This is a genomic window from Streptomyces sp. NPDC048664 (genome assembly GCF_040650555.1).
In the GTDB taxonomy this organism is placed as follows: domain Bacteria; phylum Actinomycetota; class Actinomycetes; order Streptomycetales; family Streptomycetaceae; genus Streptomyces.
On the sequence record NZ_JBEZHK010000002.1, the window covers coordinates 92,055 to 107,000 of the forward strand.

12 protein-coding genes are annotated in these 14,946 nt (G+C 71.2%); 5 read left to right on the forward strand and 7 right to left on the reverse strand.

Annotated features, from left to right (window positions below):
- Positions 1 to 22 precede the first annotated feature (22 nt).
- Positions 23 to 1,000 carry a DUF6397 family protein gene (locus tag AB0C59_RS02285; RefSeq protein WP_363000242.1) on the forward strand — a complete coding sequence of 326 codons (978 nt, stop codon included), beginning with the start codon at positions 23 to 25 and terminating at the stop codon, positions 998 to 1,000.
- A 51-nt stretch (positions 1,001 to 1,051) separates the two neighbouring features.
- On the opposite strand, the gene AB0C59_RS02290 is transcribed toward AB0C59_RS02285, so the two are convergent.
- Both AB0C59_RS02290 and AB0C59_RS02295 read right to left on the reverse strand, forming a co-directional pair.
- Positions 1,052 to 1,924, reverse strand: coding sequence for an acyl-CoA thioesterase II (locus tag AB0C59_RS02290; protein WP_363000243.1), 873 nt, complete (start codon positions 1,922 to 1,924; stop codon positions 1,052 to 1,054).
- Between the two features lie 19 nt (positions 1,925 to 1,943).
- Positions 1,944 to 4,457, reverse strand: a complete 2,514-nt coding sequence (locus tag AB0C59_RS02295) for a DUF3516 domain-containing protein (protein ID WP_363000244.1) — start codon at positions 4,455 to 4,457, stop codon at positions 1,944 to 1,946.
- A gap of 145 nt (positions 4,458 to 4,602) precedes the next feature.
- Between AB0C59_RS02295 and AB0C59_RS02300 the strand changes: the two genes are divergently transcribed.
- Positions 4,603 to 5,397 (forward strand): metal-dependent hydrolase, encoded by a 795-nt coding sequence (locus AB0C59_RS02300; protein WP_363000245.1) that lies wholly within the window; start codon positions 4,603 to 4,605, stop codon positions 5,395 to 5,397.
- A gap of 25 nt (positions 5,398 to 5,422) precedes the next feature.
- Here AB0C59_RS02300 and AB0C59_RS02305 read toward each other — a convergent pair whose 3' ends face one another.
- The 4 genes from AB0C59_RS02305 to AB0C59_RS02320 all read right to left on the reverse strand — a co-directional run bounded on the left by AB0C59_RS02305 (position 5,423) and on the right by AB0C59_RS02320 (position 10,378).
- The gene (locus tag AB0C59_RS02305) at positions 5,423 to 5,893 is read right to left on the reverse strand and encodes a DUF5709 domain-containing protein (RefSeq protein WP_363000246.1); all 471 of its coding nucleotides are present in this window, start codon (positions 5,891 to 5,893) and stop codon (positions 5,423 to 5,425) included.
- Between the two features lie 196 nt (positions 5,894 to 6,089).
- On the reverse strand, positions 6,090 to 7,910 hold the full coding sequence (locus AB0C59_RS02310; RefSeq protein ID WP_363000247.1) for an ABC transporter ATP-binding protein: 1,821 nt from the start codon (positions 7,908 to 7,910) through the stop codon (positions 6,090 to 6,092).
- Positions 7,907 to 9,727 (reverse strand): ABC transporter ATP-binding protein, encoded by a 1,821-nt coding sequence (locus tag AB0C59_RS02315; protein ID WP_363000248.1) that lies wholly within the window; start codon positions 9,725 to 9,727, stop codon positions 7,907 to 7,909. Before AB0C59_RS02315 ends, AB0C59_RS02310 begins: the two co-directional genes overlap by 4 nt.
- Before the next feature lie 180 nt (positions 9,728 to 9,907).
- On the reverse strand, positions 9,908 to 10,378 hold the full coding sequence (locus AB0C59_RS02320) for a MarR family transcriptional regulator (RefSeq protein ID WP_363000249.1): 471 nt from the start codon (positions 10,376 to 10,378) through the stop codon (positions 9,908 to 9,910).
- 106 nt (positions 10,379 to 10,484) lie between these two features.
- Here AB0C59_RS02320 and AB0C59_RS02325 point away from each other — a divergent pair, with 106 nt between their 5' ends.
- Positions 10,485 to 12,293 (forward strand): ABC transporter ATP-binding protein, encoded by a 1,809-nt coding sequence (locus AB0C59_RS02325; protein ID WP_363000250.1) that lies wholly within the window; start codon positions 10,485 to 10,487, stop codon positions 12,291 to 12,293.
- 43 nt (positions 12,294 to 12,336) lie between these two features.
- The gene (gene mltG, locus AB0C59_RS02330) at positions 12,337 to 13,173 is read left to right on the forward strand and encodes an endolytic transglycosylase MltG (protein ID WP_363000251.1); all 837 of its coding nucleotides are present in this window, start codon (positions 12,337 to 12,339) and stop codon (positions 13,171 to 13,173) included.
- Between the two features lie 18 nt (positions 13,174 to 13,191).
- Here mltG and AB0C59_RS02335 read toward each other — a convergent pair whose 3' ends face one another.
- The gene (locus AB0C59_RS02335; RefSeq protein ID WP_363000252.1) at positions 13,192 to 14,307 is read right to left on the reverse strand and encodes an FAD-dependent oxidoreductase; all 1,116 of its coding nucleotides are present in this window, start codon (positions 14,305 to 14,307) and stop codon (positions 13,192 to 13,194) included.
- Positions 14,308 to 14,404: 97 nt separating this feature from the next.
- Between AB0C59_RS02335 and AB0C59_RS02340 the strand changes: the two genes are divergently transcribed.
- Positions 14,405 to 14,830, forward strand: coding sequence for a secondary thiamine-phosphate synthase enzyme YjbQ (locus AB0C59_RS02340; protein WP_363000253.1), 426 nt, complete (start codon positions 14,405 to 14,407; stop codon positions 14,828 to 14,830).
- Positions 14,831 to 14,946: the final 116 nt, after the last annotated feature.

Here is a 14,946-nt window from a genome sequence, read left to right on the forward strand (position 1 = left end):
GACTCCACGGGGGAGAACCGCCATGTCCGGACACACGATCACGTGCACGCACACGACCATCTCCACCGCCCGCGATGACTCCGACGGGGCACTGACGGGATCCGCAGTCCCTCGGTCGTCTCTGTCCCTGGGCGGTGCGGCGCGCGAACTCCAACTCAAGAAAGGGGAGTTGGAGCTGGCGATGCATCTCGGACAGGTGCGCGGTGCTCCCGGCGGCACGGCGGGAGGACGCCGGATCGCTCGCGCGGAGATCGATCGCGTGCGCGGCCAGGAGGGATTTCCCGACAGGCTCCGAGGGCGGCTCAGGACAGTGGGCACTCAGGAGGGAGCGGCCCTGATCGACGTGGCGCCGGCCAGGTTCACCCGCCTCGGACGTCTGGGACTGGTGGTTCCCGTGAAGTGGTACCTGAACCGCTATCGGGCCGTGGTGTGGCTGTACCTGGCCGAGGAACTGCAGGAGTTCGCCGCGCAGGAGGCGAACGAAGGGCTGCTCACCGGCAGGACACCCAAAGGCCTGCGGGAGCAGCTGGCGGAGGGCCTGGACCTGAGGCCCCGCAACTGGCGAGGGCGTCACCTCGGATTTCAGCTGCGCCAGACGCGCGACCCCTGGGCGCGGGCCGCGGTGGTGGCCTCCCTGCTGGATACGGGGCAGGTGGAAGCCGTCGTCCCCGACCCCCGCGAGCGCGCCGAACTGTCTCGTCTTCGCCCCCCGCCCCTCGTGAGCGTGCCACCGGACTCACCGGCCGCACGCGTCGTCGAAAGCGTCACGACCGCTCAGGACCCGGACGAGATCCGATGGTTCGTCGCCGACCTGGAGCGGACACTCGACGAGGCGCGCCGGCACCGGTCGGCGACGGGGACCCCGCCCCCGGCGCGGCACGACCGGGCAACGGCAGGCCGGACGGATCCCCGACCGGGGCCCACCCCACGGGAATCCAGGGGGCGGGCACTCCTCTCGCCACGAGACGTGCTCCGGCGACTTCGTGGCAGACGCGCCTGACGGGAGTCGACGCCGTCCCCGACGGCTCTCGCCCGCCGTCCGCGACCGTGGTCACCGTTCCAGTCGGCGGAAGAGACCCTCCTGTACGACCGTGACGAGCAGGCGCCCCTGAAGGTCGAAGATACGACCACGGGCCAGACCCCGGCCCCCCACAGCGATCGGCGACTCCTGCTCGTAGAGCAGCCACTCGTCCGCACGGAACGGCCGGTGGAACCACATGGCGTGGTCCAGCGACGCCATGTCGAAGCCACGCGGCCCGTACAGCGGCTCGACGGGGATGCGCACGGCGTCCAGAAGCGTCATGTCGCTCGCGTACGTCAACGCACAGGTGTGCACGAGGGGATCGTCGCCCAGCGGGCCGACGGCCCGCATCCACACAGCGCTGCGCGCCTCGCTGTCCTCGATGTCCTCGGCGTTCCAGCGCAGCCGGTCCACATAGCGGATGTCGAACGGCTGACGTCGCGCCATCCGCTCCAACGCCTCGGGCAGCGCGCCGAGATGCCCTCCCACCTCCTGCGCCACCGTCGGCAGCGACTCGGGGTGCGGGACCTCTCGGGCAGGCGGCAACTGGTGCTCGAAACTTCCCTCTTCGGGCTTGTGAAAGGAGGCGGTCAGATTGAAGATCGTCCGACCCTGCTGTACCGCCGTGACCCGGCGGGTGGTGAACGACCTTCCGTCACGGACGCGTTCGACCTGGTACACGATGGGCATGCCCGGCAGGCCCGGGTACAGGAAGTACGCGTGCAGCGAGTGCACGGGCCGCTCGCCGTCCGTCGTACGGCCGGCCGCCACCAGTGCCTGGCCGGCCACCTGGCCTCCGAAGACCCGCTGGAGGGACTCCTGCGGGCTGCGGCCGCGAAAGATGTTGACCTCGATCTGCTCCAGGTCGAGCAGGTCGACAAGCCTCTCGGCGGGATTCGTCATGAAGCGGGCCCTCCTGTGCTCACAGCTGGCCGACAGCGGTGACCCGGACCACCGCACGGCCCTCCGCGTCCGAGGCCGTGAGGTCGATCTCGGCACTGATGCCCCAGTCGTGGTCGCCGTCGGGGTCGGCGAACGCCTGCCGGACGCGCCACAAGGCGTTCTCCGGTTCCTCCTCGATCATCAGCAGCTTCGGGCCGCGGGCGTCGGGGCCGGTGCCGAGTTCGTCGTACTCGTCCCAGTACCGGTCCATGGCCGCACCCCAGGCGTCGGCGTCCCAGCCCGCCTCGCCGTCCATCTCGCCGAGCTCCTCCACGTGGTCGAGCGCGGCCAGCTCCACGCGGCGGAACATGGCGTTGCGCACCAGGACGCGGAAGGCGCGCGCGTTCGCGGTGACGGGCTTGACCTCGTCCGCCTTCTCCTGGGCCTGCTCGGCCGTCAGCTCCTCCGGATTGGCCAGCTGTTCCCACTCGTCCAGCAGGCTGGAGTCGACCTGGCGCACCATCTCGCCCAGCCAGGCGATCAGATCCTCCAGGTCGTCGGACTTCAGGTCGTCCGGAACCGTGTGGTCGAGGGCCTTGAAGGCGCTCGCCAGGTAGCGCAGCACGATCCCCTCGGTGCGGGCGAGCTCGTAGTAGGAGACGAACTCGGTGAAGGACATCGCCCGTTCGTACATGTCCCGGATCACCGACTTCGGCGACAGCGGATGGTCACCGACCCACGGGTGGCTCTTGCGGTACGTGTCGTACGCGTGGAAGAGCAGCTCCTCCAGCGGTTTGGGGTAGGACACGTCCTGGAGCCGTTCCATGCGCTCCTCGTACTCGACACCGTCCGCCTTCATCGCCGCGACGGCCTCACCGCGTGCCTTGTTCTGCTGGGCGGCCAGGATCTGCCTCGGGTCGTCCAATGTGGACTCGACCACCGAGACCATGTCCAGGGCGTAGGACGGGGACTCCGGGTCGAGCAGCTCGAAGGCGGCCAGCGCGAACGTGGACAGCGGCTGGTTGAGCGCGAAGTCCTGCTGGAGATCGACCGTGAGGCGCACGACACGCCCGGTGGCGTCCGGCTCGTCGAGCTTCTCGACGATGCCGCCGTCCAGCAGCGAGCGGTAGATCGCGATCGCCCGTCGGACGTGCCGCAGCTGCTGCTTGCGCGGCTCGTGGTTGTCCTCCAGCAGATGGCGCATCGCATCGAAGGCGTTGCCCGGGCGGGCGATCACCGACAGCAGCATCGTGTGGGTCACCCGGAAGCGGGAGGTGAGCGGTTCGGGCTCGGAGGCGATCAGCTTCTCGAAGGTGTTCTCGGTCCAGCCCACGAAGCCTTCCGGCGCCTTCTTGCGCACCACCTTCCGGCGCTTCTTCGGGTCGTCACCCGCCTTCGCCAAGGCCTTCTCGTTCTCGATGACGTGTTCCGGCGCCTGCGCCACGACAAGGCCCGCCGTGTCGAAGCCGGCCCGTCCGGCGCGACCCGCGATCTGGTGGAACTCACGGGCACGCAGCGTGCGCACCCGGCTGCCGTCGTACTTGGTCAACGCGGTGAACAGCACGGTGCGGATGGGGACATTGACGCCGACACCCAGCGTGTCCGTCCCGCAGATCACCTTCAGCAGACCTGCCTGGGCGAGCTTCTCCACCAGGCGCCGGTACTTGGGCAGCATCCCGGCGTGGTGCACACCGATGCCGTGCCGCACGTAACGGGAGAGGTTGCGGCCGAACTTGGTGGTGAACCGGAAGTTGCCGATCAGCGCGGCGATCTCGTCCTTCTCCTCCCGGGAGCACATGTTGATGCTCATCAGCGCCTGTGCGCGCTCCACCGCCTGCGCCTGGGTGAAGTGCACGATGTACACGGGGGCCTGCCGGGTGTCCAGCAGATCGGTGAGCGTCTCGGTGAGCGGGGTGAGCCGGTACTCGTAGGACAGGGGCACCGGACGGGTCGCGGAGCGCACCACCGACGTGGGGCGCCCGGTCCTGCGCGTCAGGTCCTTCTCGAACATCGAGACATCGCCGAGCGTCGCCGACATCAGGATGAACTGCGCCTGCGGCAGCTCCAGGATCGGGATCTGCCAGGCCCAGCCGCGGTCGCCCTCCGCGTAGAAGTGGAACTCGTCCATCACGACCTGGCCGACATCGGCCCTGCTGCCGTCGCGCAGCGCGATGGACGCCAGGACCTCCGCCGTGCAGCAGATCACCGGCGCGTCCGCGTTGACGGAGGCGTCGCCGGTGAGCATGCCCACGTTCTCCGTCCCGAAGAGCTTGCAGAGCTCGAAGAACTTCTCCGACACCAGAGCCTTGATCGGCGCCGTGTAGAAGGTGACCTCGTCCCGGGCCAGCGCCGCGAAGTGCGCGCCCGCGGCGATCATGCTCTTGCCGGAGCCCGTGGGCGTCGACACGATCACGTTCGCCCCCGAGACAGCCTCGATCAGCGCCTCCTCCTGGTGGGGATAGAGGGTGAGCCCGCGCTCCCCGGCCCACGACTCGAAGGCTTCGTAGAGGGCGTCGGGGTCTGCGGTCCGCGGGAGCTGATCGATGAGGGTCACGCCCCCATCTTGCCTGCCCCGGCACCGGATGCGGGAATCGGATGCCGCCCCGAAGATCGCGAACGCTACGCTGTGTCGCCGGCAGGACATCGGCACTACCGGACAACTGAACAGCGCGACAAGAGGAATGGGGCGGGAAGCGGCCATGATGGGACCAGCACACTCACTGTCGGGGGCCGCGGCCTGGCTAGGAGTGGGGGCGGCCGCCGCGGCGGCGGGCCACCCGATGCCCTGGCCGGTGCTCCTCGTCGGCGCACTGATCTGCGCGGGCGCCGCGCTGGCTCCAGATCTCGACCACAAGGCGGCCACCATCTCGCGGGCCTTCGGCCCCCTCTCCCGCTGGGTCTGCGAGATCGTGGACAAGCTGTCCTACGCCGCCTACAAGTCGACCAGAAAGCCCGGCGACCCCCGCCGCAACGGTGGCCATCGCACGCTCACCCACACCTGGCTGTGGGCCGTCCTGATCGGGGCGGGCAGCTCCGCCCTGGCCATCACGGGCGGCCGGTGGGCGGTACTGGCGATCCTCTTCGTCCACATGGTGCTGGCGATCGAGGGCCTGCTGTGGCGGGCCGCGCGCGGTTCGAGCAGCGATGTGCTGGTGTGGCTGCTGGCCGCGACGAGCGCCTGGATCCTCGCGGGCGTGCTCGACCAGCCGGGCAACGGGGCGGACTGGCTGTTCGCCGCGCCGGGCCAGCAGTACCTGTGGCTCGGACTGCCCATCGTTCTGGGCGCTCTCGTCCACGACATCGGGGACGCGCTGACGGTCTCCGGTTGCCCGATCCTGTGGCCGATACCGCTCGGCCGCAAGCGCTGGTATCCGCTCGGGCCGCCGAAGGCGATGAGGTTCCGGGCCGGCAGCTGGGTGGAGCTGAAGGTGCTGATGCCGGTGTTCATGCTGCTGGGCGGAGTGGGCTGCGCGGCGGCGCTCAACGTCATCTGAGGACGCGCCCGGCGGTCCGACGGCGTCAGCCGGACAGGCTGTCCTCGTCGACGATGTGGACGGCGGCCTCCTCGGCGGAGGCCGCCGCGCCGTCGATGCCCACATCGGTGGCGACCAGCCCGTTCTCCTCGTCCTCGTGCACCCCCTCGTTCGGGGCGACGAGGCGGCCGGAGCGGGCGTCGCCCACCTCGGTGTCCAGCGGCTCGCCCTCACCGTCGAGCCAGTCGCCGATGTCGTCACCGTCCGGCACCGCGATGTCCGGGTTCTCCTCGGCGAGACGCTCGTCCAGGGTTTCACCGCGCCGGCCTTCGTCGGCGGTCACGCCCACGTGCTCCACCGCCCAGGGCCGCTCCGGTGGCGACCAGCCGCGGTCGAGCGGGTCACCGACCCCGTCGGAAACGAGGGTGTCCTCCGCGTCGAGCAGCCCCGCGTCGTCCTGCACCTCGGATCCGTCAGGCTGGTAGACGTCGTCTCCCCAGCCGTCGGTGCTGTTCACGGGAACCTCCATCTGGTGGGACGAACCGGGCGCCGCCACCCCGGTGCCACTTCCAGACTTCCACTTGGCGATGGCACCGCGCAACGGCAGCCGCCGCGGGGAAGGCCACCGCCGGTGGCCGACCGGGCCTCGCGGCTCGGGACGGGGCCCCCGCGACCGGACGGCGGATGAGCGCGTGTCCGCCGTCGGACCGACGTCAGCCGTGCCAGGAACGCCACAGCGCCGCGTAGGGCCCGCCCGCGGCCACCAGCTGGTCATGGCTTCCCAGCTCGCTGATCCGCCCGTTCTCGACCACAGCGATGACATCCGCGTCGTGCGCGGTGTGCAGCCGGTGTGCGATCGCCACGACCGTGCGCCCGTCCAGGACGCGGGCCAGGGAGCGCTCCAGATGGCGGGCCGCGCGAGGATCCAGGAGGGAGGTCGCCTCGTCCAGGACCAGTGTGTGCGGGTCGGCCAGGACCAGCCGGGCCAAGGCGATCTGCTGTGCCTGGGCGGGGGTGAGCGCCAGGCCGCCGGAACCCACCTCGGTGTCCAGGCCGTCGTCCAGGGCACGGGCCCAGTCGTCCGCGTCGACGGCGGCCAGCGCCGCCCACAGCTCGGTATCGACGGCGTTCGTCGTGCCGCTCCGTCCCGCCGCGCGGAGCCGGTCGTGGGAGAGGGCCAGCAGCAGGTTGTCCCGCAGGGAGCCCACGAAGACGTGGTGCTCCTGATTGACCAGGGCCACGTGGGCGCGGACGTGCTCGGCGGGCATCCGGGACAGCTCCGCGCCACCGAGGGCGATCCGGCCCTCACGGGGCGTGTAGATACCGGCGAGCAGTCTGCCCAGCGTGGACTTGCCGGCGCCCGAGGGCCCGACCAGGGCGACCCGGGTGCCGGGCGGCACCGCCAGGGACACCTCGTGGAGCACGTCGACCCCGGCGCGGTAGCCGAAGCGCACCCTGTCGGCCTCGACGTCACGCCCGTCGGGCGTGAGCGAGGCGTCGCCCGCCTCCGGCTCGATGTCCCGCACGCCGACCAGCCGTGCCAGCGACACCTGGGCTACCTGCAGCTCGTCGTACCAGCGCAGGATCAGGCCCAGCGGCTCGACCAGCATCTGCGAGATCAGCGCGCCCGTCGTCAGCCGTCCCACGTCGATCCAGCCGTGCAGGACGAAGAACCCTCCGATGATCAGGACCGACGCCAGAACCGTGATGTGTGTGATGTTGAAGACCGGGAAGAGCACCGACCGCAGCCACAGGGTGTAGCGCTCCCAGGCCGTCCACTCCCTGATCCGGCGGTTGGACAGGGCGATGCGCCGGTCGCCGAGGCGGTGCGCCTCGATGGTGCGCCCCGCGCCGACGGTCTCGGCGAGGACCGCGGCGACGGCCGCGTACCCCGCGGCCTCGGAGCGGTAGGCCGAGGGTGCCCGTCGGAAGTACCAGCGGCAGCCGAGGACCAGCAGCGGCAGGGCGAGGAGCACCGTGGCGGCGAGCGGCGGCGCCGTGACGGTCAGGCCGCCGAGCAGGAGCACCACCCACACCACGCCGATCGCCAGCTGGGGCACGGCCTCCCGCATCGCGTTGGCGAGGCGGTCGATGTCGGTGGTGATGCGGGAGAGCAGGTCGCCGGTCCCGGCCCGCTCCAGGACGCCGGGCGGGAGCGCGACCGACCGTACGAGGAAGTCCTCGCGCAGATCGGCGAGCATCCGCTCACCGAGCACGGCGCCCCTCAACCGCACGAGCCCCACGAACACCGCCTGGACGGCCAGGGCGAGGACGAACAGGCCGGCCGTACGCCCCAGGTGCGGCGCGCGGCCGCCGTCCGAGACGTGCTGCACGACCGAACCCAGCAGATACGGGCCGGCCATCGAGGCGACGACGGCGACCGTGTTCACCGCGACGAGCACCAGGAAGGCCCGGCGGTGGCGGTGGAGCAGTTCGGCCGCGTAGGCCCGGACGGTCGTGGGCGTCCCGACGGGCAGGGTGTTCGCCGTCGTCGGGGCCGCCGGGTCGTACGCCGGTGGGGCCACGCCGATCATGCCGTCTCCTCGATCTCTTCCCGTGCGGCCGGCGCCCGGCCGGAGGGCACGTCGTCGGTGAGCGCGCCGCCTCGCACGGCGGTCTCGTCGTCGCTGCCGCGGGTCACGACGGCGCGGTAGCGGGGCTCGGTGTGCACCAGCTCGTGGTGGAGGCCCACCGCCGCCACGGATCCCTCGTGCACCAGCACGACCCGGTCCGCATGGTCCAGGAGCAGGGGCGACGAGGTGAACACCACCGTCGTGCGGCCCGCACGCAGCTCCCGGACGCCCTTGGCGATGCGGGCCTCCGTGTGCGAGTCGACGGCGGACGTCGGCTCGTCCAGCACCAGCGCCGGCGGGTCCGTGATCAGCGATCTCGCCAGTGCGAGCCGCTGACGCTGTCCACCGGACAGGGACCGGCCGCGCTCGCTGATCGGTGCCCGCATCGGATCCCCGGTGGTCGGCGACGCCTGGGAGAGCGCGGCGAGGACGTCCTCGCACTGTGCGGCGGCCAGCGCCTCCTGGACGCCGACCCGGCCGGAGCGCGGAACGTCGAGCAGGTCCAGCAGCGCGCCGGACAGCAGCACCGGGTCCTTGTCCTGGACGAGGACGGCGGTCCGCGCCGAGTCCAGCGGAAGCTCGTCCAGCGGGACACCGCCGAGAAGCACGGAGGCGCCCGCCTGCGCCGGATGGCCGCCCAGCCGTTCGGCGAGCGTGCCCGCCATGTCCGGATCGCCGCAGACCACCGCGGTCAGCCGCCCCGCGGGAGCCAGCAGCCCGGTCGCCGGGTCGTACAGGTCGCCCTCGGGCGCGTCGGCCGCGCGGGACCCCTCGGAGTCGGTGGCGCGCTCCATCGACAGCACCCGGGCCGCGCGCCGGGCGGACGGCCGGGAGAAGGAGTACGCCATGGCGATCTCCTGGAAGTGCTGCAGAGGATAGGCGAGCAGCATCACCGAGCTGTAGACGGTGACGAGTTCACCGACGGCGATCCGGCCGTCCTGCGCGAGCTGCACCCCCCGCCAGACGACCGCGATCATCAACAGCCCCGGCATCAGCACCTGGAGCGCCGAGATCAGCGACCACATCCGGGCGCTGCGCACCGCGGCGCCCCGGACCTCCTGCGAGGCCCGGCGGTAGCGCTCCAGGAACAGCTCCTCGCCGCCGATGCCCCGCAGGACCCTCAGCCCCGCGACCGTGTCCGAGGCCAGCTCGGTGGCTCGGCCCGCCTTCTCCCGCTGGGTGTCCGCGCGCCTGGTGGCGCGGGGCAGCAGCGGCAGTACGGCGAGGGCCAGCACCGGCACGCCGACCGCGACGATCACACCGAGCGCGGGCTGGTACACGACGAGCGCGACGCAGACCGCCACCACGGTGAGCGCGGCCGCGCCGAAGCGCGAGACAGCCTCCACGAACCAGCCGATCTTCTCGACGTCGCCGGTGGACACCGCGACGACCTCGCCGGCCGCGACCTGCCGGGTCAGGGCGGAGCCCAGCAGCGCGGTTCTGCGGGCGAGGAGTTGCTGGACCCGCGCCGCGGCGGTGATCCAGTTGGTGACGGCGGCCCGGTGCAGCATGGTGTCGCCGAGTGCGATCCCCACCCCGCACAGCAGCAGGAGCCCGCCCGTCTGGAGGAGCAGTCGACCGGAGCGTGCGACGACGGCCTGGACGGCGAGGCCGACGCAGAACGGCAGCACGCAGACGGACAGGAAGTGCAGCAGTCCCCAGGCCAGGGCCTTGAACTGCCCGTCGAGCTGGTTGCGGCCGAGCCACCACAGGAGCCGCGGACCCGAGCGCGCGTCCGGCACGCCGGGATCGCGGTACGGAAGGTCTTGAATCTGCATGGAGTCCCCGTGGCTCGATGTCCGTCGACGGACGGAGGCAGGGTGCGAGGACGGGCCCGGGCAGCGCCCACACACGTCCGCGAACGCCTCAGCAATCCGTGACAGCGTCGCGCCGGAACGTGGCCGTACGCAAACGGTTTTCCGCCCGCCCAGGGCGCCGCGGCGGTGGACGCTCCGTCGTCAGCAGCGCCCGTCGTGTCCCCTCGCCGTGAAGGGGTCGCCGCCGTCGATCAGTGTGGTGAGCAGAGTGCCGAGCGCGTCACGCTGTTCGCCCGACAGCGGAGCGAGGATCTCCTCCGCGGCGGCGCGGCGCGCTCCGCGCAGGGCGCGCAGCGCCGCACGGCCTCGTTCTGTGAGCTCGATCCGGATCACCCGCCGGTTGGCGGGGTCCGGGACGCGGCGCACCATGTCGTGCGCCTCCAGCCCGTCGACCAGGGTGGTCACCGCTCGCGGTACCACTTCCAGGCGCTCGGCGAGATCCGCCATCCGGGGCGGGGAGCCGAAGTGTGCGAGGGTGCGCAGCAGCCGGGACTGAGCCGGGGTGACGCCCAGATCGGACCGCTCCAGGTGGCGCTTCTGGATGCGGTGCACGCGGCGGGTGAACCGCAGCAGCTGCTCGGCGAGAAGGCCGTCGGGATCCGGGGTGGTCATGCGGGAACAATATCAGGACCCCGCTCATTGTGAGTATAGGTAACAATGAGCTAGGATCCGTATCCGACGCTCTTCCCTCGTCCTCCCCTCACCACCGTAGGAGCCCATGCGTCCCGACCGAGCAATCTGGACCCCCGACCCGGCGACGACCGACGCGACCGAGCGGCCGCGGCAGGTGCGCCGCATCCTGCGACTGTTCAAGCCCTACCGCGGCCGCCTGGCGACGGTCGGCCTCCTGGTGGGCGCCGCCTCCCTCGTGTCCGTCGCGACGCCCTTCCTGCTCCGGGAGACCCTGGACGTCGCCATCCCGCAGGGGCGCACCGGACTGCTGAGCCTGCTCGCGCTCGGTATGATCCTGAGCGCCGTGGTCACCAGCGCCTTCGGCGTGCTGCAGACCCTCATCTCCACGACGGTCGGCCAGCGTGTCATGCACGATCTGCGCACCGCCGTCTACGGGCGGCTGCAGCGCATGTCCCTCGCCTTCTTCACCCGCACCCGCACCGGAGAGGTCCAGTCCCGCATCGCCAACGACATCGGCGGCATGCAGGCGACGGTCACCTCCACGGCCACCTCCCTGGTGTCCAACGTCACCAGTGTGGTCGCCACCATCGTGGCGATGATCGCTCTCGACTGGCGGCTCACCGTCGTCTCCCTGCTCCTGCTGCCGTTGTTCGTCTGGATCAGCCGTCGGGTGGGCAACGAACGCAAGAAGATCACCACGCAGCGGCAGAAGCAGATGGCCGCCATGGCCGCCACGGTCACCGAGTCGCTCTCCGTCAGCGGCATCCTGCTCGGCCGCACCATGGGCCGCGCCGACTCCCTCACCGCGTCCTTCGGGCGCGAGTCCGAGAGCCTCGTCGACCTCGAGGTGCGGTCGAACATGGCCGGACGCTGGCGCATGGCCGTCATCACCATGGTCATGGCCGCCATGCCCGCCGTGATCTACTGGACGGCCGGTGTGGCGCTGAGCCTCGGCGGCGCGGCGATCTCCATCGGCACCCTGGTCGCCTTCGTCTCCCTCCAGCAGGGGCTGTTCCGCCCCGCCGTCAGCCTGCTGGCCACGGGGGTCCAGATCCAGACCTCGCTCGCGCTCTTCCAGCGCATCTTCGAGTACCTGGACCTGCCCATCGACATCACCGAACCCGCCGACCCCGTCCACCTCGACCAGGTCAAGGGCGAGATCCGTTTCGAGGGGGTCGAGTTCCGCTACGACGACAAGAGCGGCCCGACACTCGCGGACATCGACCTGACCGTTCCGGCCGGCGGGAGTCTGGCGGTGGTCGGCCCCACCGGTTCCGGAAAGTCCACGCTCAGCTTCCTGGTGCCGCGGTTGTACGACGTGACGGGCGGGAGAGTGACGCTCGACGGCGTCGACGTACGGGACCTGGACTTCGACACGCTCGCGCGTGCGATCGGCGTGGTCTCCCAGGAGACCTACCTCTTCCACGCCTCGGTCGCCGACAACCTGCGCTTCGCCAAACCGGACGCCACCGACGAGGAGCTGTACGCGGCGGCGCGGGCCGCCCAGATCCACGATCACATCGCCGCACTGCCCGACGGGTACGACACCGTCGTCGGTGAGCGGGGCCACCGCTTCTCCGGCGGGGAGAAGCAGCGGCTCGCCATCGCGCGCACCATCCTGCGCGACCCGCCGGTGCTCATCCTCGACGAGGCGACCAGCGCGCTCGACACCCGCACGGAACGCGCCGTCCAGGAGGCCATCGACGCGCTGTCGGCCGATCGCACCACGCTCACCATCGCCCATCGGCTGTCCACCATCCGGGGGGCCGACCAGATCGTCGTCCTCGACTCCGGCCGTACGGTCGAACGGGGTACGCACGAGGAACTGCTCGCGCTGGACGGCCGGTACGCCGCACTGGTGCGGCGAGACGTCCGACTGGAGCCAACAAGATGACGATATGTCAGATTGATGGCCATATGCGGGTTACCGTGCCCGCATGCAGACGAACTCTCCGCCGCAGACGCAGTTCCGGCTGACGCGCCGGGGCCGGGCCGCCCTCCTCGCGATCGGGGCCGTGGTGGCGGCCACCGCCGTGGCCGTGCCGCTGCTGATCCTCGAGCACGAGAGGGAGACCCGTGTCTCCCTCGTCATCCCCGAGGGCTGGCGTGCCGGCACGATCTACCGGGCCATCGACAAGGCGCTCCGCCTGCCGCCGGGTTCCACGCGGAAGTCCCTGGCCAAGGCCCATCTCGACCTGCCGAAGGCCGCGCGCGGGAATCCCGAGGGCTATCTCTTCCCGGCCACCTACCCGATCCATGAGAAGGAGACTCCCGAGTCCCTGCTCAGGTACATGGTGGACACCGCGAGGAAGAGGTTCAGCCGCGGCAACGTCACCGCGGGTTCCCAGTACAACCCGATGAGCGCCTACCAGACCGTCACGATGGCGAGCATCGTGCAGTCGGAGGCCGCGACCACGGAGGACATGGGAAAGGTCGCCAGGGTCATCGTCAACCGCATGAGACGCGGCATGCCGTTGCAGATGGACTCCACCCTGAACTACGCGATGGACCGCTTCACCCTGGACACCACCATGGCCGACACGCGGATCACCAGTCCCTACAACACCTATCGGCGCACGGGCCTGCCGCCGACCCCCATCGGCAACCCCGGTGCGGACGCGCTGCACGCCGTACTCAATCCGACGCCGGGCAACTGGCTGTACTTCGTCACGGTCAAGCCCGGCGACACGCGGTTCACGGCGACCTACGACGAGCACCTGCGCAACGTCCAGGAGTTCAACCGGCTGCGTGCGAGCGCGTCACCGCGGCGGTGAGCATCGGCGCCGCGCCGATCATCCGACCGGCTCCTCGACCGCCGTGACCCCGGCGGGCTCGACGCGTTCGGCGGCCAGCAACCGCCTGATGTCCCGCACCGCGGCACGTCCCGCGCGATTGGCCCCGATCGTGCTGGCCGACGGGCCGTACCCGACCAGATGGACGCGCGGATCGGAGACCACCCGAGTCCCCTCGACCCGAATGCCTCCTCCCGGCCCGCGCAGCCGCAGCGGGGCCAGGTGGTCGACGCTCGCGCGAAAACCGGTCGCCCACAGGATCACATCGGCGTCCACGTGCCGGCCGTCGGCCCAGTCGGCACCGTCCGGCACGATCCGGTCGAACATGGGCAGCCGGTGCAGGACGCCGTCCGCGATCGCCCGCCGGACCGCGTCGGTCAGCGGCAGGCCGGTGACCGAGACCACGCTTCGGGGCGGCAGCCCCTGCCGCACCCGCTCCTCCACCTGCGCCACCGCGGCCCGCCCGACCGCCTCGGTGAACGGGCCCTCCCGGAACACCGGTGGGCGCCGCGTCACCCAGGTGGTCGCCGCGGCGTGGGGCGCGATCTCCATCAGGTGCTGCGTCCCGGACGCACCACCCCCCACGACGATCACCCGGCGGCCGGCGAACTCCTCGGGACCCGGGTACTGGGCGGTGTGCAGCTGACGTCCCCGGAAGGACTCCTGGCCCGGATAGCGCGGCCAGAAGGGCCGGTCCCAGGTGCCCGTGGCGTTGACCAGCGCCCGCGTCGACCAGGTGCCGGCCGACGTCTCCACCAGCAGCCGCCCTCCCGTGCCCTCGCGCACCGCCCGCACGTCGACCGGGCGCCGCACTCGAAGATCGAACATGCGCTCGTAGGTCTCGAAGTAGTCACCGATGACCTCGGACGACGGCCGCGCCGGATCGGCGTCGGTCAGCTCCATCCCGGGAAGCGCGTGCATGCCGTGCACCTTGCCGTACGTCAGCGAGGGCCAGCGGAACCGCCAGGCGCCGCCGGGCCCGGGGGAGCGGTCGAGCACCACGAAGTCGCGGTCCGGCTCGAAGCCGGTGCGCCGCAGGTGGTAGGCGCTGGACAGCCCGGCCTGGCCGGCCCCGATGACGACGACGTCGATTTCTCGCACCCCGATGTGGTTCACGATTCCACCAACCCGGTCGGGGCCGCAGATCTTCCCCGGCCTGCTCGTGAGCGGTGCCCTGTGCCGAGCGCTCCGTGAAAGGCGCCAGGATGGAGGGATGTCCGATGCATTCAGCACACGTGTCCTGAACGTCGCCTCCGGCACCTCGGAAGCGGTCGTCGACCTCACCCACGAGTGCGAGACCTTCCTCCGGGAGGTCGCGCGAGGACGCGACGGCCTCCTGAACGTCTTCGTGCCGCACGCCACGGCCGGTGTCGCCGTCATCGAGACGGGCGCCGGCAGCGACGACGACCTCCTCGCCGCACTGCACACCCTGCTGCCCGCGGACGACCGCTGGCAGCACCGCCACGGCAGCCCCGGCCACGGCCGCGACCATGTGCTCCCGGCCCTCGTCCCGCCGCACGCGACGCTCCCGGTCGTGGGCGGCCGACTCGAACTGGGAACCTGGCAGTCGGTGTGCCTGGTGGACACGAACGTCGATAATGCCGAGCGGCGGGTGCGGTTGAGTTTCCTCGGCGGGTGATGCGCTTCGGTGGGACTGTATCGGCGAGGCCCGGCCGCACCGAACGACCCGTGGAGCGTTGAGAATCGCCCGCCTTGAGGCGGCCGATATCGGCTTCGAACATGTCGGTGCGGGTG